Below are 19,716 nucleotides of genomic sequence, written 5' to 3'. Positions count from 1 at the left end.
TATGTAATTTCTGAAAAAGGAGGGCAGCGGACTGTAAAGTATGTGTTGATTCTTGTTTATCCGCTGCATGTATCAGATTTTACTTGTCTTTATATGTTTTAATAGATTTTAATATACGCCAACTGCGTTATATGCTTGCTTCACAGCTTCGACTGCAGCTGAGTTAGCCCCGTAAAGGTCTGCTGCCGACTGAATTGCAGCCTCCCGCATCATATTAAAATCAGAACTGCGTGTTAAATAATGGGTAAGTGCACGGTAATAGATTTGTTCTGTTTGTTCGCGTCCAACACCCTCTACTGTCACACCATAATGTTCTCCACCTTCTGAAACAAGGTATGCAGCTTTATTGTTTATACTGCTGTTGATATGAACGCCGCCATTATCCAGCGTACCTTCATAGCGCTTGCTCCAATGGTCTGGATAAGGCTCCTGAGTTCTATTCTCAATGAGTACAGCCGGGTCTTCCATCGAACGAAGTCCAAGGGTCCCGTCAGCCATAATATCTTCACCGATTATCCAGTCATCCCGGTCTACCATCGCGCCGAATATGTCAGCAAAGGATTCATTTAATGCACCAGATTCGTTTCTATAAATTAAATTCGCACTATGCTGAATGACACCATGAGTCATTTCGTGTGCAGCAACATCAAGTCCGCCTGCAAGACTATTAAACCGGATGCCGTCCCCATCACCATATGACATATATGTTCCATTCCATGATGCATTATTCCAGTTTTCACCCACATGCACTCTGGAAAGCAGCCGCTGACCATTATCATCGACAGAATTGCGATTGAATGTTTTTAAGAAATAGTCATATGTCTTTTGAGCGTTTGCATGGGCATCAACAGCCGCACCATCATTAAACATTTTACTGACACTTGTTACAAGAGCATCATTTCGATCATTATCAAAGGTAAGAACACCAAGACCTCTTGTTTGATCATGGAGACCATATAATCCATCTAAAAGAGATGCTTTAAATTTTTGCTTTGCACCGAATACACCAACTCCAAATGCCGTAACATTGTGAGCTGCATTGTAACTGTCAACAACATTGCCATCGGTTACATCGATAAAGTAATGCCAAAATCCAACCTCAGGTTCTGTAGTCGATGCAGTTACAAGATATGTGTTGTAAAATTCGCCATGATGTTCGTAAATATACTGTTTGGCTTCTAGTTCCCCGTCATATTTTTCTACTGTCCCGATTTTTTTCGCAATCGCATCCTTAGTAATTTCTATTGCTGCATCCTCGGAAATCGCAGCTTTGGCATCAAGATTCTTTTCATCGAGGTTAGGAACAACTTTACCGAAATAAGATGTAACATTATTATTTTCATCTAATGAGATTGTTTGTCCGCCTGCAAATAGAGGGATTCCGTTATACACTTGTTCAAGTTTAAAATGGTGTGTCCCTGTGTTTTCATCTGCAATCTCTTCTACTATTTCAAAGCTTTCCTCTGTCTCACTTTTTGATAGTTTAAACTTATTACTGTTCGCTTTAATATAAGCTAAAGCAATCTCACTTTTGTTTAGCTCAACAGGTGCTTCCCAACTATCAATAATATAAGAGGGAGTATTATATGCTTCATCATAGTTAATCTTGAAATCTTCAGCAGAGGCAGCTGCACCGCCCGTAAATAAAATCCCTGCACTTAGACTGACAGCCAACATCGAAGAAAAAATTTTATTCCTTTTTCTCACTTATTTCATCCTCCAAATAAAAAATTATTGTTTGTTTATTTTTTCAGACAGGATAATAGGGATTAACGTTCTTCTCCGTCGGTTTGTGTTGCATTGAATTTCCATGTCAGGTTAAGGCTGTCACCTTGGAATATATTCTGATCTTCATCATTGTCTACGAACTCAAATTCAACCCAAAAATCATTCGCAGCTCCTGGCTCAAGACCGCCTTTTTGTTCCCATAATGGATCCCATAAATCTCTTTTCACAACATCTGGATCCATATTTTGCAGATCGTAAAGTGTGGTTTCAAAAATAGGTTCGCTTTCTTTATCCCAATTCCATAGGAAATTGACTTGGATATGCTTTCCGAAATCATCTGTATTATTAAGTCCTGCATCCGTTACTGCATACGCTGTTTCCAGGTTCACTGTGTCTATCTTTAAACTGCCATCATTTGAAAGAACAAATTCCTTCAGCATGGAATCGCCAGGCTTAATATTATCTATATTAATCACTGTTTCCGGATTAATAGATAAATCTAAAGTACCTGCTGCGAAAGTATTATTCGTTGTTTCTTGATCACTAAAGTAGGCAAATGTCCCTCCAGAGAGCAGTGTAGCCCCTAATACTGCTGTTATTACGCTTGAACCTATCTTTTTCTTTAAGCTCATTTTTTCATCTCCTATTTCAATTTTTGGTAGGCAGAACTAAATTGTTTTTTTTAGAAAGTACGTCCCGAATTCTTAGAGAACCACACCCCTTTCTTAGTGAAGTCACCAGGAACTCACCCCCTAAAAAATTCTATATAATAGGTGTTCATGCAGAAAGGCAAGAGCTGCTACCTATGTTTAAAAATATGGAAAAATAAATTTAAGCAAATCGCCGCGTTTTGAGAATAAGCCTTCCTCATCGTCCGAAGACAGCATGGTGTGCATCGGGCGGTCGTTGAGAGCAAATCTTTTCACCCGATGAAACGAGAGTTCTTTTCAAATGGCGCTGCTGTGTTTTTACTATGTAAGAGTTGAATGAATGGCATTCGTGGAAAATCTTGATGTAGGGAAGATAGAGATATACCGATAAAACTAGTACTAAACTCTCACTCGGTGATACTTCTTGCATTTAATTTTATATATTCAAAATAGTATGATTGATTATACTATACAATACTAGTAATAGAAATAATAGAGGGTCTTTTTGTTAAAAGCAGACTAGTTTTGTCTGTTTATGTCGAATAGGAAAGAGAATCGGAGCATAACCGAATATTCTCTATTATTTTAGAATCTGGATAGTTTTAGCTTTACTTCTAAAATGCCTGTAAGTAACATAAATAGTAAGAAACAATTAAATTTTATAAAAAGTAAATTTTAAGCAGATCAGCTGTTCTTTCCGCTTAAAAGAAAATAAAAATAACGGGGCAAAGGCAGAGATTCAATTGCCAATAAATAGAAAGGGGAATGTCAATGATCATCGTTCAAGATATTCTTCAAGCGAAGAGAGATATAAAAGACGTTATACACGAAACACCGATGCTGCATTCCGCACAGCTAAGTGAAATTTGCGGGAATGAAATGTATTTTAAAGCGGAGCATCTTCAAAAGACTGGTTCATTTAAAATTCGCGGTGCAACAAACAGAGTGAAGAAAGCAATCAAAGAAAAAGCGACATTCATCACTGCAGCATCAAGTGGCAATCATGGACAGGCTGTTTCCTATATTGCAAATAAGCTGGAAGTGTCTGCTGCGATTGTCGTACCGGAAGATGTAAAGGAAGTTAAAAAAAATGCAATTAAAGCATATGGTGGAAATGTTGAGAAGTTTGGAACAACCTCAGAAGAAAGACTAGCTAGAGCAAAAGAACTGGCCAAGGAGCATAATGGAGTTTTCATCCCGCCGTATAATGACGCTTTGGTAATGGCTGGTCAAGGCACAATCGGATTAGAAATTTTAGCTCAGCTGCCAAAAGCAGATGTGATTGTTGTTCCAATCGGTGGCGGCGGATTATTAGCTGGTATTTTAACGGCGATTAAGCAAACTAAGCCTAAGGTGAAAGTAATTGGAGTTGAACCAGTGTCAGCGAATGATACATATCTTTCATTAAAAAATGGCGAAATCACTTCAATCGAAAGATCAGATACAATTGCTGACGGACTTAGAGCAAGTCAGCCAGGCTACATGACTTTCCCTATTATTCAAAAATATGTTGACGATATTGTACTCGTTTCAGATGAAGAAATTAAACAAGCACAGTTTTTTGTATTGGAAAGAATGAAACAGCTCATTGAGCCATCCAGTGCGGTTACTGTTGCGGCAGCAATGAACAGGAAACTGGGCGTGGAGAATAAAAATGTTGTTTGTGTGCTGAGTGGCGGGAATGTAGAGCTTAAATTATGATTAAAAAGATTATTTCCGGTTTTCACATAATACCCCTTGACATTTTAAAAGAATTGTCTTAATCTTATTTCTAATAAATAAATTACTCCAAGCAAAGACGAAGAGTAGTAGTTTATCGGAGCACTTTAGAGAGCTGATGGCTGGTGGAAATCAGCGTGATTCCAATAAATGAATGGACTTCTGAGCTTCCAGACCGAACCGGATCTTAAGGATTTACAGTAGGCTTTGGCGAATAGGTCTCATCGTTATCCGAGGCAGGTATTCAGCAATTTTGCTTGATACTAATAAAGTGAGCTGTTCTTCAGCTAATAAAGGTGGTACCACGGTCCCTCGTCCTTTTTGGATGGGGGCCTTTTTGTATTTTTTTCGCAGTATGATTGGCTGTAGGACTGCAGCCCAAGCTGCACTTTTAAAAAATGATAAATCGTTAAGTAAGAGGAGTAAACAATCAGTAGAAACGTTACAGAGAGCTGGTGATGGTGGGATTCCAGCACGTGTGAGATTGTTGAATGGACTTACAAGAGGTTTTCTTAAAAAGCATGTCTGCTTGAGTATGAAAACACGGGTTTCCGCCGTTACACGGATAGGATATCGATTTGCCTGCATCCATGATGCAAGTTTTTCCGTATCTGAAAAAGATGAAAAGATGATTCTTTTCGAAGATGAGGTGGCACCGCGGTCACATACGTCCTCTATAAACACATTTGAGATGTGTTTATAGAGGACTTTTTTATTGCAAAAAATGTATAGAGGAGTGGAAAGGATGACTAAAAAAGACACGCATTTCCATTATATAAAAATGGATGCAAAAGATTTAACCCCCATACAGGCGCTGCGAAATCTCTCAGGCAATAAAAAGTTTTTATTGGAAAGCACGTTCCAGCATGAGAGAAAAGGGAAGTTTTCCTTTCTGGGAATGAATCCGTACGAAGAAATAATTGGTCGTGATGGCCAAACGATGATTTTTAATTCGGATATGAAAAAAGCAGAGTTAAGAAAAGAAAATGTGTTTCAGTATCTTAAAACTCACTTGCCGAAAGTAGAAATAGATTTGCCTTTGCCGTTTTACGGCGGAGCAGTTGGCTATATTGGCTATGATGTTATTCGGGATTTTGAGGATATCGGCAATCTGCTTCCAGACGAACTCGATATGCCTGACGTTCATCTTATGCTTTATAAAGAAATGATTGCTTTTGACCACAGCAGCCAATCCGTATATCTCATTGCAATAAACCTGGATAATCAGTCAAAAACTGTTATGGAAGCAAGCTTGCAAAAACTAAAAGAAACATTGCTAAAAGATAAAGAGCTTCCCAGCGAATATGGTGACATCCTCCAGTTTCAGTCTGATATAACGGAGGCAAGCTTTAAAGAAAAAGTAAATATCGCTAAAGAATATATAAAGCAGGGTGAGGTTCTTCAGGTCGTGCTTTCGCAGCGAATGACTGCTCAAATCAACGAGCATCCTGATTTTTCATACAGCTTTTATGAGAAACTGCGGAAAGCAAATCCATCGCCATACATGTTTTACATGGATTTTGAAGAATACTTGATCTTAGGGGCTTCACCAGAAAGTTTAATTCAGACAACGGGAAAAGAAATCTTAACAAATCCAATAGCAGGAACACGTCCCAGAGGAGAAACCCCACAGGAAGATGCCAGTTTGGAAGAGGATTTGCTTACAGACGAAAAAGAAATTGCAGAACATCGCATGCTCGTTGACTTAAGCAGAAATGATCTTGGCCGTGTCTGTGAGATTAATAGCATTACGATTCCAACCTTTATGGAAATAGAGAAATACCAGCATGTAATGCATCTTGTTTCTGAACTAAAAGGAAGGTTAAGAGAGGATATTTCCGGCATCGATGCATTGATTGCGTCCCTTCCGGCAGGGACCGTGTCTGGTGCACCAAGGATAAGAGCAATGCAGCTGATCAATCAGCTGGAGGAAAAGAAGCGGGGTGCATATGGCGGCGGGATTGGCTATATCAATTTTAATCATGATTTAAATATCGCATTGACGATACGCTCGCTTGTAATAAAAGATGGAAAGGCTCATTTGCAGGCAGGAGCTGGGATTGTTTCTGATTCAATTGCAGAAAACGAATACAAGGAAACATGGAACAAGGCAAAGTCTTTATTGGAGGTGCAGCTGCTTGATCCTATTAATTGAGTTGCAGTTCCATCCAGAATCTATCGCCACTCCGACTGGAAAACAAATGATTGAAAACTTTTTACATCTGCTTGGAAAGGAGCTTGTTCATGATGAAACACTATCTTAAAAAAGTGATTAACAGAGAAAATTTAACGGTGGAGGAAATGAAAGCTGCAGCAAACTATTGTTTTACAGATGAAGCAACCGAATCTGAAATTGCCGCACTGCTGACTGCCCTGCAGTCAAAAGGAGAAACAGCAGATGAGATTACAGGATTAGTGGAAGTTATTCGCGAGAAGTCCTCATTTAAAACAAATCCAATTCCTGAGGCAATCGATAATTGTGGCACAGGTGGTGACCAATCCTACAGCTTTAATATCAGCACTACCTCTGCATTCGTCATGGCAGGAGCTGGCATCCCTGTCGCAAAGCATGGCAATCGCAGTATTTCCAGTAAGACCGGCAGTGCAGACGTTTTAGAGCATTTAGGTGTTTCTCTTTCCTTTTCCAAACAGCATGTTGAGGAAATGCTTTATGAAAATAAAATCGCCTTTCTATTTGCACCCCATGTGCATGAAGCGTTAAAGCCTTTTTCCGTTGTAAGAAAAAACTTAGGACTGCCAACCATTTTTAATGTCATTGGTCCGCTGACAAATCCGATTGCACTTGATACACAATTAATTGGTGTTTATCGAAAAGACTTGCTTCCTAAGATTGCAGCGTCCCTGCAAAGACTGGGCAGACGCCGGGCAGTTGTTGTTACGGGTGCCGGTTCTATGGATGAGGCGTCGCTTGCAGGTACAAACGATCTCATTATTCTTCAGAATGGCGAGCTTTCATCGTACAGCCTTCACCCGGAAGAGGTTAATTTACCTGTATATGCGAACGAGGCAATTCGTGGCGGTGATGCTAAGGAAAATGCAGCAATTCTTTTATCCGTTTTGAAAGGAGAGCAAGGAGCTTACTTTGATACGGTGCTTCTCAATGCTGGCCTTGGTATATTCACAAACGGGAAGGCTGCCACAATAAGCGAGGGCATTGAATTGGCCCGTGAAAGCATCCTATCAGGTGCAGCATTCGAACGATTAGAACGGCTGATAGAATTCAGCAATAAAATTCCTAGTGAGGTGTATTAAATGACGATTCTAGATGAGATATTAACAGAAAAAGCGAAAGAGATTGTTGAACTGCTTCACGTTCCTTTATTAAAAACAGATGAAAAACCTGTGCCTGCATTTAAAAGCAAGATTGCTGGAGCTTCCAAAATGAATATTATTGCGGAAATCAAACGTTCGTCACCATCAAAAGGAGCAATTCATATGGAAGTGAATCCGATTGAGCAAGCGATGCAATATGAAAAATATGGAGCAGCAGCAATTTCTGTACTGACTGATAAAACTTTTTTTAATGGTTCATTGCAAGACTTGCATGAAATAAGAAAAGCGGTCAATATCCCGATTTTATGCAAGGATTTTATCATTGATACGTTACAGATTGACCACGCCAAAGCAGCTGGAGCAAATATTATACTGCTTATCGTTGCGGCATTATCAGATGAGCAATTTAAAATCCTTTACGACTATGCGCGAGTAGTAGACTTAGAGGTTTTAGTTGAAGTGCACAATGCGGAAGAAATGAAACGTGCCCTTGCAATGAAACCTGACATAATCGGCATCAATAACCGTAATTTAAAAACATTTGAAGTGGATATAAAAGCTACGGAAGAACTTGCTGCAATGGTGACAAATCCTGATACAATCCTCATCAGTGAAAGCGGCATGAAGACGAGGAAGGACGCAGAACGTGCAGCAAATGCAGGGGCAGATGCAATCCTAGTTGGAGAAACATTGATGCAGTCAGCAGATTTAGAAACCACCTTTGAACAGTTTCAGCTGCCCTTAGCGGTTAAGGGAGTGAAATAAATGCTTGTTAAAATTTGTGGGATAACCACAAAGGAGGCGCTCGATGCTGCGGTTTCCAGTGGTGCAGATTTTATCGGATTTGTTTTTGCCGACAGTAAAAGAAAGATTGCTGCAGATGAAGCTGCAACAATCGCAGAGGCTTTTCCCAGCACGGTAAAAAAGGTTGGTGTTTTTGTAAATGAAACAATTGAAAATATGAAAGATATTGCCGAGAAAGTAGGTTTAGATGTGATTCAGCTGCATGGGGATGAGGCTCCAGAAATTGCTGAACAGCTGCCATATGAAATTATCAAAGCTTTCCCAGCAGAAAAACATGCAATAGAAACGATGATGGACTATCCATGTGATTATTATCTGATTGATACACCTGGCAAAAAATATCGCGGTGGCAGCGGGACAGCATTTGATTGGGAGTTAGTTGAAGATGTATCTATGGACTGCAATAAATTAATTTTGGCTGGTGGACTCACACCAGAAAATGTGAGAACAGGAATTGAAAAGATAAACCCTATGGCTGTCGATGTTTCCAGTGGGGTTGAAACAGAAGGAAAAAAAGACAGTGCGAAAATCAAACAATTTATTGCCAATGCAAAACAAATGAGAAAGGATGAAGTGAGATGACAGCATATACGATGCCAGATAAACAAGGGAAGTATGGGGTTTTTGGCGGGAGATTCATTCCGGAATTATTAATGCCTGCTGTATTAGAATTAGAGGAAGCATATGAAGCAGCGATGAGAGATCCAAAATTTATCGAGGAATTAAATTATTATTTAAAAAACTATATTGGCCGGGAAACACCCTTATATTTTGCCGAACAATTAACAAAAAGATTAGCTGGAGCAAAGATTTATCTGAAGAGGGAGGATCTTAACCATACAGGCGCACATAAAATCAATAATACAATCGGCCAGGCGCTGCTCACCTTGCGAATGGGCAAGAAAAAGGTCGTTGCTGAAACAGGCGCAGGCCAGCATGGTGTAGCGACAGCGACAGTTTGTGCATTGCTTGGACTTGACTGTATCGTGTTTATGGGAGAAGAAGACATTCGCAGGCAAAAACTGAATGTTTTTCGAATGGAACTTCTTGGCGCGGAAGTCAGGAGCGTTTCACAGGGGAGCGGCACATTAAAGGACGCAGTGAATGAGGCACTGCGCTACTGGGTCAATCATGTGGAAGACACGCATTATATTATTGGCTCTGTCGTCGGACCACATCCATTCCCTAAAATTGTCAGAGATTTTCAATCTGTAATTGGTTCTGAAACGAGAAAACAAATAATTGAACAGGACGGCAAGCTTCCAGAAGTGGTTATCGCTTGTGTTGGCGGAGGAAGTAATGCAATGGGGATGTTTTATCCGTTTATTGGTGATGAAGAGGTAGCTCTGTTTGGAGTAGAAGCAGGTGGTGCAGGAATTGCAGCAAATAAACATGCTGCAACGCTTACAGATGGAAGTATTGGTGTACTGCATGGCACGCTGACTCATCTGTTACAGGATGAACATGGACAAATTGAAGAAGCGTACTCCATATCTGCAGGTCTTGATTATCCAGGTGTTGGACCAGAACACAGTCATTTGAAGGATACGAAGCGCGTGACATACACATCAACCACAGATAAGGAAGCATTGGAGGCATTTCAATTTTTATCTCAAACAGAAGGAATTATCCCAGCATTAGAGAGTTCACACGCTGTTGCCTATGCCATGAAGCTGGTTCAGGAAATGACGCCAGAAGAGACAATCGTCATCTGTCTTTCAGGTCGGGGAGATAAAGACGTTGAGCAAGTGCAAAATCAGATTGGAGGGAGTTTATAATGGGGAAAGCGAAGCTGGAAAAAGCATTACAGGAAAAGATCCATTCAAATCAAAAAATCTTTTCTCCTTTTATAATGGCAGGTGATGGCGGACTCGATGTACTGGAGGAAAGGATCAACTTTTTACAAGCATGCGGGGCCGGCGCAATTGAGCTCGGTATTCCTTTCTCAGACCCTGTTGCAGATGGCCCAACCATTCAAGCAGCCGGAATCCGGGCACTGGAAAATGGGACGAATCTTACGCGTGTTTTAGAAATACTTCAAGCCGGGAAGGACACGCGCTCCATTCCTATTGTTATCATGACCTACTTAAATCCTGTCATAGCTTATGGAATGGAGAGATTTGCAGAAGCTTGTCAGCATGCAGGTGTCGATGGTGTCATTATCCCTGACCTGTCGATGGAAGAAGAACCAATTATTGCTTCGGCTTTAGAGGCGAATGATATTGCCTTTGTCAGACTGGCTGCAATGACAAGTCCAAAAGAGCGATTGCTTGAATTGGCAAAACGATCAGAAGGCTTTCTCTATGCGGTAGCTGTTAATGGAACAACAGGTGCCCGGGCGAACCATGATTTGCAGGTTTCCTCCTATTTGCAAGCACTGAAAGAATACAGCAACGTTCCAGTACTTGCAGGTTTTGGTGTATCCAATAGCGAACAGGCCCGCGTACTTGGCGAGCATTGCGATGGAGTAATTGTAGGCAGTAAAATCGTTGAGCTTCTGCATGCTGGAGAAACAGAGGAGATCAGAAAGCTGATTGGAGGCAGTGTGCTAAGCTGGAAGAGGCTGGAACAGAAAGCCCACATGGATTTTCCTTGAACCAATCTGCTAACCAGTTCAGGGAATCTTCCTGTTGCTCTGCTGTTTCCCAGTCTCCCACCTTTTTCCTAACTCAAGAAAAGTATAGTGCTTATGATTTATTCTGTCCGTTTTATATATGATTTTCACTGAAACTTCTATATCATAAGGAATAACTATATTTAAAATGGAGGGATAGTGAGGAATATGGAAAATCAAAATGAAGTGGCAGAAAAGCAAAAGGAGAATAATGGAAAGGAACAAATAGGTAATTATTTTCAATATGTAGTTCAAATTATCAAAGATCCTGACCAGCTTCTATCAGAAAATGTGCGGGGCAAGCATCAATTTGGTTTAATAACAATTATCATTTTTCTTGCGCTCGTCGCATTAAGCAGCATTGTTACGATTTTTAATTATCTCGATTCATTGCGGTATTTTGGGTTTAGTGATTACTTCAATTATTTTGAACGGGCAATTGCTTATGGGGTGGCACTTGCGGGAATAATATTTGTATTCAAGAGCTTTGCTGAAAAAAAAGGCAGAAAATATGATTTAAACTTTTTCTTTGAAAAGCTGGGCGCACTGCTTGTGATACCAAGTGTATTTTTAGTCATATCATTGCCATTGGAACTAATCGACGTTACAATCCATTCCTGGTTCAGCTCACTTGGCTATACGTTTTTATATTTAAGTATATTTTTAATTTCTTACCTATTCATTGCGAAAAACAATTTTAAAACAGCAATCCTGTTTGTTGCCGGTTTCTATTTTGTTTACCGACTTATTTATTTGATTTTATAAACAGAAAGCGGCCTGGATATAACTAATGCCAACGATATAAAAGATTAATAAAAGCTATTTTCTGACAGTCGATAGAAAGTACTGATCATCTTAAGACGGAATAACTCTGTTTTTTCTAGACAGTTGGAGTTCTTATAGCCAGTTTCACGACTAATCTTGCTGTTATTGTCTTATAGAAAAATTCTCATAGACAGTTTCACCGCTGATCTCAATCCCAAAGGCTTAAAGAAGCGTTCTGACCACCCGCAAAAGAACAATCCTGATTTCTTCGGGCAGAGAGAAAACTTATCAAAAACAGTTTTTCGAAATCCAGTTTTATATTGTCTAAGCGCAACCTTATTAATGAAGATTCTTCAAATTTCCGCTATCTTTAGGTGGAAATTTGCTCTAAATTAAAGTAATCAGTAGTTTATTTAAAATCCGAACGAATGTAAGATACCGTTCGGATTTTAATATATTATATGTCTTTTGTTCCAGCTCCCCTTTTTGTTCCCAAGAAATAAACTTATCTGCTTAAACAAATTTTTTATTTTGCCGATATAGTAGATGATAGGTAAAAAGTAATGTTAAGGGGGAAAATAGATGAGTAAAGTGGAGGAGTTAAAGCTCTCAGACATAGTAAAGAAGAATTTCTTAGCGCTGGGTGCCTTTTCAATTTCTATATTTAGTGCTTTGGCACTGTCTCTCGTCCAAGGAGAAGCACAAAAGGCAATGTATTATGGTTCAGAATTAATTATATTAATACTTATTTATTTAGCTTTAAAACGTATAATAAAAAAAGATATGCTATACCCTTATTTCTTGGTCAGCATCGCTTACATATATGCAGTACTTGGAATATTTTTATACCAAAGTAATCTGTCACTAACAGTGATATTTTTCTTTCTTTTATTTATGTCCACGATTTTTCTAATGAAGTCTGTATTTTTTATTGGTTTTATATCGGGCGGGGTTGGTCTGTTTTTGAACGGATTCCTGGCTCAGGCAGACGCGGTTTATTTAAAGGAAAATCTTTCTGTTACAATGGCTACATATATTCTGGCAGGTTTTTTAAGTGTCATTCTTATTCATTTGAATGGGAAGCAGCAAGGTCATCTTGAAGAGATTCTGACACGAAGCGAAGAAGAGAAGATTGAAAAAGAGGAAGCGCGATTGCATCTTGAAAGACATGTGGATAATATTATTTCAAGCCTTTCAGAGGTGAATAAGAAAACACAGGATAATGTCCGCTCTCAAGAAGAAATAGCGATAGCAATTAACGAAATTGCTGTAGGAAGCAGTGATCAGAATGAGAAGATATCTGAAATAAACAATAGTGCACAACATACGTTACAGCAAACCAGTATCATGCTTGATGAAACACAAGCACTTAAGAAAGGCTTTGAGAAATCTGCTGATACTGCCTCAAAAGGAAATACATTGTTAAGTGAGCTATACACGAATACGGATAATTTACTCCAGTATATTGTGGAAATGAGTGAAGCATTTAATGCATTATCCAATAAAATCAGCGAAACAAATATATTTTCACAAAGCATTATTGATGTAAGTCAGCAGACAAATCTATTAGCATTAAATGCATCCATTGAAGCAGCAAGAGCGGGTGAAGCAGGGAAAGGTTTTTCCGTTGTTGCGGATGAAATACGAAAATTAGCCGAAACGACAAATCAAGCAGCTGAAAAAATTACGAATAATCTTAAAGAAGTAAATGAGACACACCAATCCACATTGGAAAAGATGAATGAAAATCTGACAATGAGTAAACATAATTTAGAAAGTACAGACCAAGTAAATCAAGCGTTTGGTGAACTAACTTCTTATCTTGAAGAATTAAATAATCAGTTTACAAGTTTTGAAAAATTAGCAGTAAATGTTGAAGAAAACTCTACTGTTGTTGGTGAGTCAACGAATGAACTGGCAGCAATCATTGAGCAATCCTCTGCTAACCTGGAAGAAATGAGTGCAACAATAGAAAACCTGAATAAACAGAACGAATTTATCGGGCAAGAGATGGCAAATACAGAGACAGTTGCAAAAAGCCTTGTTTAAATAATTTATAAGATAAAATAAGAATCCTGAAACTGATATATTCATTGGTTTCAGGATTTTTTAAGAGAATTACTGGGATTGCAGCTGATTCATACGATGATTGCTTTCCAGTTCACGAACCTGAAGTGCCCCCTTATCATAAATTTTTATTGACAATGGATTGAAAGCGTTTTAAAATGATATGTAACGGGTTACATATGCTATTCGGATTAATTATAGTTATGCGTTTTTTATTTAAAACAATGTGTAACCGGTTACACATCGAGGAAAATTATGCAAATGGAAGGTAAAGGATTCTATGGTTACGATAAGAGAAGTAGCAAAGCGAGCGGGTGTATCTGTTGCGACAGTGTCACGTGTATTAAATAAAAAAGGTTATGTCAGTCCAAAGACAAGAGAAAAAGTAGAGCAATCTATTCATGATTTAAAGTATAAGCCAAATGATGTGGCGAGAAGCTTGTTCAAAGGAAAATCAAAAATGATTGCATTACTTGTGCCAGATATAATGAACCCTTTCTTTCCAGAACTAGCGAGGTCGGTAGAAGATATATGCAATTCTTATGGATATACATTTGTTTTATGCAACACAGATCATTCAATAGAAAAAGAACTTGCATATTTAAATGCATTACAACAGAAATCTGTCGACGGTTTAATCATTGTTTCAAGTACGCTGACAGGAGAGCATACGAAGGAGATAAATGTTCCTATCATCTCTCTGGATAGAACATTTGATACGAATCTATCGAATGTTAAATCTAATAACCGACAAGGCGCAAGACTTGCTGCAGAACATTTGAAAGTGATTGATTGTAAAGTAATCGCACATATAACTGGACCTGAAAATGCAAGTAATACGGAGGAAAGGAAGCAAGGCTATCTGGATGTGGTAAAGGATGAAGAATGGTTTTCAACAGATTATATTGTATCGGGTGATTATAATATGCAAAAAGCTAAAGATGCAATTAAAAAACTATTATTGGAACACCCGGAAATTGATGGTCTATTTGTTGGGAATGATGTGATGGGTGCAGGGGCTTTAAAAGCAATTGAAGAATTGGAGATGCAAGTGCCACATGATATTTCCATTATCGGATTTGATGGAATTTCTTTAGGTGAAACTACAACACCTACACTAACTACAGTTGCTCAGCCTATTTATAAAATGGGTTCCCGTGCAGCAGAATTATTAATCGAACAAATTAATGATCCGGACATCCCTAAGAAAACGGTGGAATTTCCAGTAGAGTTAATTGAGAGGCAATCAACAAGAAAGAGGAGGTAGGAACATTGTCTAAAGCGAATGTCTGTGTTATTGGAAGTATTAACATGGATTTAGTAATTGAAACAGATAAGGTCCCCGCCAAGGGAGAGACTGTACTCGGCAAGGGGTTTGCAGAATATCCGGGAGGTAAGGGTGCAAATCAGGCAGTTGCTGCTGCCAGACTTGGTGCCAACGTGCACATGATTGGGGCTGTGGGTGGAGATTCATTTGGCGAAACATTATTGGCACACTTACTTTCAGAGAATATTCATACAGATGGTATTAGCAAGATTGATGAAAAGTCTACTGGGGCTGCAAACATTATTGTATCGGAAAATGATAATCGCATTATCGTAGTTCCCGGTGCGAATGAATGTGTTACATCCCTGCAAGTAGAAAAACATAAACAATTACTTATTCATAGTGATGTGATTATACTGCAGTTGGAAATACCAATGGAAACCGTTGTTTACTCGCTGAACATTGCAGCTGAATACGACATTCCAGTGATTGTCAATCCAGCACCTTTTCAGCTGCTTCCACCAGTTCTTTATGAGAAGTCTACTTATTTGACACCAAATGAAATAGAACTTAAGGCGATGGAAAAGGATATACCAATTTCTGCATTAAAGGAAAAGTTAATTATCACTCGAGGTGGAGAAGGTGTTGAATATTATCGTGACGAATCTCTTATGAGTGTACCGCCACATTCTGTAGAAGTTAAAGATACGACAGGTGCTGGGGATACTTTCAATGGTGCATTTGCCACGGGGATTGCAAACGGTGTGTCCTTGGATGAGGCGGTACGTTTTGCAAATGCAGCTGCAGCAATGTCAATTACAAAAATTGGCGCGCAAGGTGGCATGCCAAGGCGTAATGAGGTAGAAGCATTTCTTAGAAGTAATTAGGATTGTTTAATTATCGTTAAGAAATGTTACTGGATGGAGGAAATAGATAATGAAAAAATCAGGGATATTGAATCGGGATATATCTGCGTTGCTTGCAACACTGGGACATACAGACACAATCATTATTGCGGATAGCGGATTGCCAATACCTAATGATATTTCTTGTATTGATGTTTCGCTTAAGCTGGGAACTCCTAGTTTTTTATCGGTATTGGAACTCATTTTAACTGAAATGGAAGTTGAAAAGCTGATTCTTGCGGAAGAAATTAAAACAGAAAACAGTAAACTGCATGTGAAGCTAATACAAGATAATGAAACGTTGCCAATTGAATATCTTTCACATGAAAAGCTGAAACAAAGAATTAATGAAGTGAAAGCTGTTATCCGTACTGGAGAAGCAACCCCCTTTGCAAATGTAATTTTGCAGTCCGGTGTAATATTTTAAATGAGAGAGGTGAGTTCATTGGATAGCACACCAATAATTGAAATGGAAAATATAAGTAAATCATTTTCAGGAAACCAGGTATTGAACACTGTTAATTTCGATGTTAGAAGGGGAGAAATCCATGCGCTAATGGGAGAGAACGGTGCCGGGAAGTCTACTCTGGTCAAAATTTTAACTGGTATTCATGCCCGTGACAATGGAACAATTAAAGTGAATGAGAGTGAAGTTAACTTTACGAATCCAAAGCAGGCAGAAGAAAAAGGAATTGTCGTTATCCATCAGGAGTTAAATATAATACCTTATCTGACAGTGGCCCAAAATATATTTCTCGGAAAAGAAATCACTTATGGCAAAACCGGAATTTTAAATACAAATAAAATGAATAAACTAGCTGCTGAAAGTTTAAGCGCATTGGGTGTGTCAAACATAAGGCCACAAGATTTGGCTGGTGATTTGTCAGTTGGAAAACAACAAATGGTAGAAATAGCTCGGGCACTCTCTACACATGCTGAATTAATTATCATGGATGAACCAACGTCAGCATTAACTGATCGTGAAATTGAAAATCTATTTAAAGCAATTGATTCACTAAAGAAAAAAGGCGTAGCATTTGTTTATATCTCACACAGAATGGAAGAAATCTTCCAAATTTGTGATCGTATAACTATTTTAAGGGACGGCAATTATATCGGGACAGAGAATATTCCAGAGACTAATTTTGAATCTATTGTAAAAATGATGGTCGGCCGTGAGCTGGGCGGCCGTTTTCCAGAAAAGAATAATAGTATCGGAGATGTTGTTTTTCAAGTGGAAAGCTTGACCGTAAAAGGGTTATTTGAAGATATCCATTTTGAAGTCAGGAAGGGAGAAATATTAGGGGTTTCAGGACTCATGGGAGCAGGGCGGACAGAGTTGATGGAAACAATTTTTGGTCACCGAAAAAAGGATGAAGGAACAGTAAAGTTGAACGGAAAGCCAATTAAGACGAATCATCCTGGCAGCCTTATTAAAGAGGGAATCGGATTTATAACTGAAGATCGAAAGGGACAAGGTTTAATTTTAGATTTTCCTATACGCGAAAATATTTCGTTAACCAACTTCGGCGGGATTTCGAGATTGGGAGTGATTGAGGCTAAACAAGAAAGAAAATTAGCAGATAAATTGATTCAGAGACTTCATGTTAAAACGAGCAATAGGGAACAAACTACGGGAACGCTAAGTGGCGGGAATCAGCAAAAAGTAGTAATTGCTAAATGGCTAGGTACGAATCCACAAGTGTTGATTTTGGACGAACCAACAAGAGGCGTAGATATAGGAGCTAAAAAGGAAATCTATTCAATAATGAATCAGCTTGCAGAGGATGGAGTTGCAATTATAATGATCTCTTCAGAGCTGCCGGAAATATTAGGTGTGAGTGACAGGGTCATGGTAATGCATGAAGGAAAAGTTAAGGCTTTCTTTGAGAAACATGAAGCAACACAAGAAAAAATTATGATGGCAGCGACAGGGGGCGAGTAATATGAAGAAATTTATAAAAAATAATATGGCTATACTTGGACCATTAGCTGGTTTAATTATCTTCTCGATTATACTAGGCTTTATCAATGATAATTTTTTCACTTTAAATAACATGTTGAATCTTTTAAGGCAAGTTTCTGTAAACGCTTTAATCGCATTTGGAATGACTTTTGTAATTCTGACAGCTGGAATAGATTTATCAGTTGGTTCAACATTAGCCTTGGGCAGTGCTTTAACAGCTGGATTGTTAACAAGCGGAATGGACCCAATGTTAGCAGTAGTGATAGGTCTGATGATAGGTTTTGCATTAGGAGCAATCAATGGAATTGTGATTACAAAAGGAAAAGTAGCTCCTTTTATTGCAACACTCGCTACGATGACAATCTACCGTGGTGCGACTTTGGTATACACGGATGGAATGCCAATTACAGGATTATCTGATAGTTTTTCATTTGAAATGATAGGTAAGGGTTATCTATTTGGTATCCCTTTCCCAGTTATTATTATGATAGTTGCATTCTTCATTTTATACTTTGTACAGCGAAAAACAGTGTTTGGAAGGCAAGTATATGCGGTTGGAGGCAATGAAGATGCAGCCAGATTGTCAGGTATTAAAACAGATAGAGTGAAAATCTGGGTTTATTCAATTACTGGTATGTTAGCGGTACTGGCTGGAATTATTATTACAAGCCGCTTGGATTCTGCACAGCCGACTGCAGGAACTTCCTATGAACTAGATGCGATTGCCGCGGTTGTCATTGGAGGTACCAGTTTAGCTGGGGGACGAGGCAGAATAGCAGGGACTTTAGTAGGTGCTTTAATTATTGGCGTAATCAGTAACGGACTAAATTTATTAAATGTATCTTCTTTTTATCAGCAAATTGTTAAAGGCGGAATTATATTAGTTGCAGTACTATTTGATCGCAGTGAGAAAAAATAATGAACAGAAATAAAGGTGTTCTAAACACCCTTAAAATAATCACAATACATTTTAGGAGGAAAATAAGATGAAAAATTGGCTAAAAGGAATTGGGTTTGCTTTATTGTTTGTATTCTTAGCAGCTTGTTCTACCGATGCTCCAGGATCAAGTGATTCTACAGAGCCTAAAGAGGAAGGGGATAATAATGATGTGACAATTGGCTTTTCTGTTTCCACTTTAAATAATCCATTTTTTGTTACATTAGCAAATGGAACAGAAGCTGCTGCTGAAGAGGCAGGATACAAAATTATAACTTCGGATGCACAAGACGATCCATCCAAGCAATTGAATGATATTGAAGATCTTTTACAGCAGGATATTGATGTACTTATTGTAAATCCAGTCGACTCCGACGCGATTGTTTCTGCAGTACAATCTGCAAACAATTCGGATATCCCTGTTATAACAGTAGACAGGAGCTCTGGAGGCGGCGATATAATTGCTCATATTGCTTCTGACAATATATCTGGTGGAGAGATGGCTGGTGAGTTTATTAAAGAACAGCTGGGTGAGGAAGCGAATATTGTTGAGTTAGAAGGGATTCCAGGTGCTTCTGCGACACGGGACCGTGGTGAAGGATTTCATAACATTATCGATGAGATAGAAGGTTTTGAAGTAGTAGCCAAACAGACAGCAAATTTTGATCGTACCGAGGGTTTATCTGTAATGGAAAATATTATTCAGGGATCAGAAGATATTGATGCTGTTTTTGCGCATAACGATGAGATGGCTCTAGGAGCAGTTGAGGCACTAGAAGCCGAAAACATGTTAGATGAAATAATCGTTGTAGGATTTGATGCTACTGATGATGCTATGGAAGCAGTTAATGAAGGACGAATGAATGCAACGGTAGCACAATTACCGGAATTGCTAGGTGAAAAATCAATTGAAGTAGCTGGCAAAGTTGCAAGTGGAGAAACGGTGGAAGAGTTTGTACCTGTAGAATTAGAATTGGTTAAATAAAATATTGGAATGAAT

Annotated in this window: 18 protein-coding genes and 2 other annotated features; of the genes, 16 read left to right on the top strand and 2 right to left on the bottom strand. The window is 38.8% G+C overall.

Going from position 1 to position 19,716, the window contains the following annotated elements:
- Positions 1 to 108: 108 nt before the first annotated feature.
- Together NST93_RS10495 and NST93_RS10490 are read right to left on the bottom strand one after the other, a co-directional pair.
- Positions 109 to 1,677 (bottom strand): M4 family metallopeptidase, encoded by a 1,569-nt coding sequence (locus tag NST93_RS10495; RefSeq protein ID WP_405103832.1) that lies wholly within the window; start codon positions 1,675 to 1,677, stop codon positions 109 to 111.
- A 92-nt stretch (positions 1,678 to 1,769) separates the two neighbouring features.
- Positions 1,770 to 2,360 (bottom strand): TasA family protein, encoded by a 591-nt coding sequence (locus NST93_RS10490; RefSeq protein WP_405096765.1) that lies wholly within the window; start codon positions 2,358 to 2,360, stop codon positions 1,770 to 1,772.
- A 789-nt stretch (positions 2,361 to 3,149) separates the two neighbouring features.
- Here NST93_RS10490 and NST93_RS10485 point away from each other — a divergent pair.
- The 16 genes from NST93_RS10485 to rbsB all read left to right on the top strand — a co-directional run bounded on the left by NST93_RS10485 (position 3,150) and on the right by rbsB (position 19,701).
- Positions 3,150 to 4,079 (top strand): threonine/serine dehydratase, encoded by a 930-nt coding sequence (locus tag NST93_RS10485; protein ID WP_405096763.1) that lies wholly within the window; start codon positions 3,150 to 3,152, stop codon positions 4,077 to 4,079.
- A gap of 85 nt (positions 4,080 to 4,164) precedes the next feature.
- Positions 4,165 to 4,420 (top strand) — a binding site (T-box leader).
- A 77-nt stretch (positions 4,421 to 4,497) separates the two neighbouring features.
- Positions 4,498 to 4,775: a binding site (T-box leader), on the top strand.
- A 67-nt stretch (positions 4,776 to 4,842) separates the two neighbouring features.
- Positions 4,843 to 6,252 carry an anthranilate synthase component I gene (gene trpE / locus NST93_RS10480; RefSeq protein ID WP_405096761.1) on the top strand — a complete coding sequence of 470 codons (1,410 nt, stop codon included), beginning with the start codon at positions 4,843 to 4,845 and terminating at the stop codon, positions 6,250 to 6,252.
- Complete coding sequence (locus tag NST93_RS10475; RefSeq protein ID WP_405096759.1) at positions 6,236 to 6,361, top strand: glutamine amidotransferase-related protein; 126 nt, start codon at positions 6,236 to 6,238, stop codon at positions 6,359 to 6,361. The genes trpE and NST93_RS10475 overlap by 17 nt, the downstream gene beginning before the upstream one ends.
- Positions 6,345 to 7,370: an anthranilate phosphoribosyltransferase gene (trpD, locus tag NST93_RS10470; protein ID WP_405103830.1), complete on the top strand. Its 1,026-nt coding sequence runs from the start codon at positions 6,345 to 6,347 to the stop codon at positions 7,368 to 7,370. Before NST93_RS10475 ends, trpD begins: the two co-directional genes overlap by 17 nt.
- Positions 7,371 to 8,156 carry an indole-3-glycerol phosphate synthase TrpC gene (gene trpC / locus NST93_RS10465; protein ID WP_405096757.1) on the top strand — a complete coding sequence of 262 codons (786 nt, stop codon included), beginning with the start codon at positions 7,371 to 7,373 and terminating at the stop codon, positions 8,154 to 8,156. It begins immediately after the preceding gene.
- Positions 8,157 to 8,777: a phosphoribosylanthranilate isomerase gene (locus NST93_RS10460; RefSeq protein ID WP_405096755.1), complete on the top strand. Its 621-nt coding sequence runs from the start codon at positions 8,157 to 8,159 to the stop codon at positions 8,775 to 8,777.
- Positions 8,774 to 9,973: a tryptophan synthase subunit beta gene (gene trpB, locus NST93_RS10455; protein WP_405096754.1), complete on the top strand. Its 1,200-nt coding sequence runs from the start codon at positions 8,774 to 8,776 to the stop codon at positions 9,971 to 9,973. Before NST93_RS10460 ends, trpB begins: the two co-directional genes overlap by 4 nt.
- A complete protein-coding gene (gene trpA, locus NST93_RS10450) occupies positions 9,973 to 10,791 on the top strand; it encodes a tryptophan synthase subunit alpha (protein WP_405096752.1) in 819 nt (272 codons plus the stop codon). Before trpB ends, trpA begins: the two co-directional genes overlap by 1 nt.
- Before the next feature lie 186 nt (positions 10,792 to 10,977).
- Complete coding sequence (locus NST93_RS10445; protein WP_405096750.1) at positions 10,978 to 11,574, top strand: hypothetical protein; 597 nt, start codon at positions 10,978 to 10,980, stop codon at positions 11,572 to 11,574.
- A gap of 582 nt (positions 11,575 to 12,156) precedes the next feature.
- The gene (locus NST93_RS10440) at positions 12,157 to 13,623 is read left to right on the top strand and encodes a methyl-accepting chemotaxis protein (protein ID WP_405096748.1); all 1,467 of its coding nucleotides are present in this window, start codon (positions 12,157 to 12,159) and stop codon (positions 13,621 to 13,623) included.
- Between the two features lie 298 nt (positions 13,624 to 13,921).
- Positions 13,922 to 14,908: a LacI family DNA-binding transcriptional regulator gene (locus tag NST93_RS10435; protein WP_405096746.1), complete on the top strand. Its 987-nt coding sequence runs from the start codon at positions 13,922 to 13,924 to the stop codon at positions 14,906 to 14,908.
- 5 nt (positions 14,909 to 14,913) lie between these two features.
- Entirely contained in the window at positions 14,914 to 15,795 is an 882-nt protein-coding gene (gene rbsK / locus NST93_RS10430) for a ribokinase (protein ID WP_405096744.1), read from the top strand.
- A gap of 49 nt (positions 15,796 to 15,844) precedes the next feature.
- Positions 15,845 to 16,240 carry a D-ribose pyranase gene (gene rbsD / locus NST93_RS10425; RefSeq protein WP_405096742.1) on the top strand — a complete coding sequence of 132 codons (396 nt, stop codon included), beginning with the start codon at positions 15,845 to 15,847 and terminating at the stop codon, positions 16,238 to 16,240.
- Entirely contained in the window at positions 16,241 to 17,758 is a 1,518-nt protein-coding gene (locus NST93_RS10420) for a sugar ABC transporter ATP-binding protein (RefSeq protein WP_405096740.1), read from the top strand.
- Between the two features lies 1 nt (position 17,759).
- Positions 17,760 to 18,698: an ABC transporter permease subunit gene (locus tag NST93_RS10415; RefSeq protein ID WP_405096738.1), complete on the top strand. Its 939-nt coding sequence runs from the start codon at positions 17,760 to 17,762 to the stop codon at positions 18,696 to 18,698.
- Positions 18,699 to 18,765: 67 nt separating this feature from the next.
- On the top strand, positions 18,766 to 19,701 hold the full coding sequence (rbsB, locus tag NST93_RS10410) for a ribose ABC transporter substrate-binding protein RbsB (RefSeq protein WP_405096736.1): 936 nt from the start codon (positions 18,766 to 18,768) through the stop codon (positions 19,699 to 19,701).
- The last annotated feature ends 15 nt before the right edge of the window (positions 19,702 to 19,716 follow it).

Source organism: Oceanobacillus sp. FSL H7-0719 (assembly GCF_045040795.1).
In the GTDB taxonomy this organism is placed as follows: Bacteria; Bacillota; Bacilli; order Bacillales; family Amphibacillaceae; genus Oceanobacillus.
This window is presented reverse-complemented; position numbering and strand designations above follow the sequence as displayed.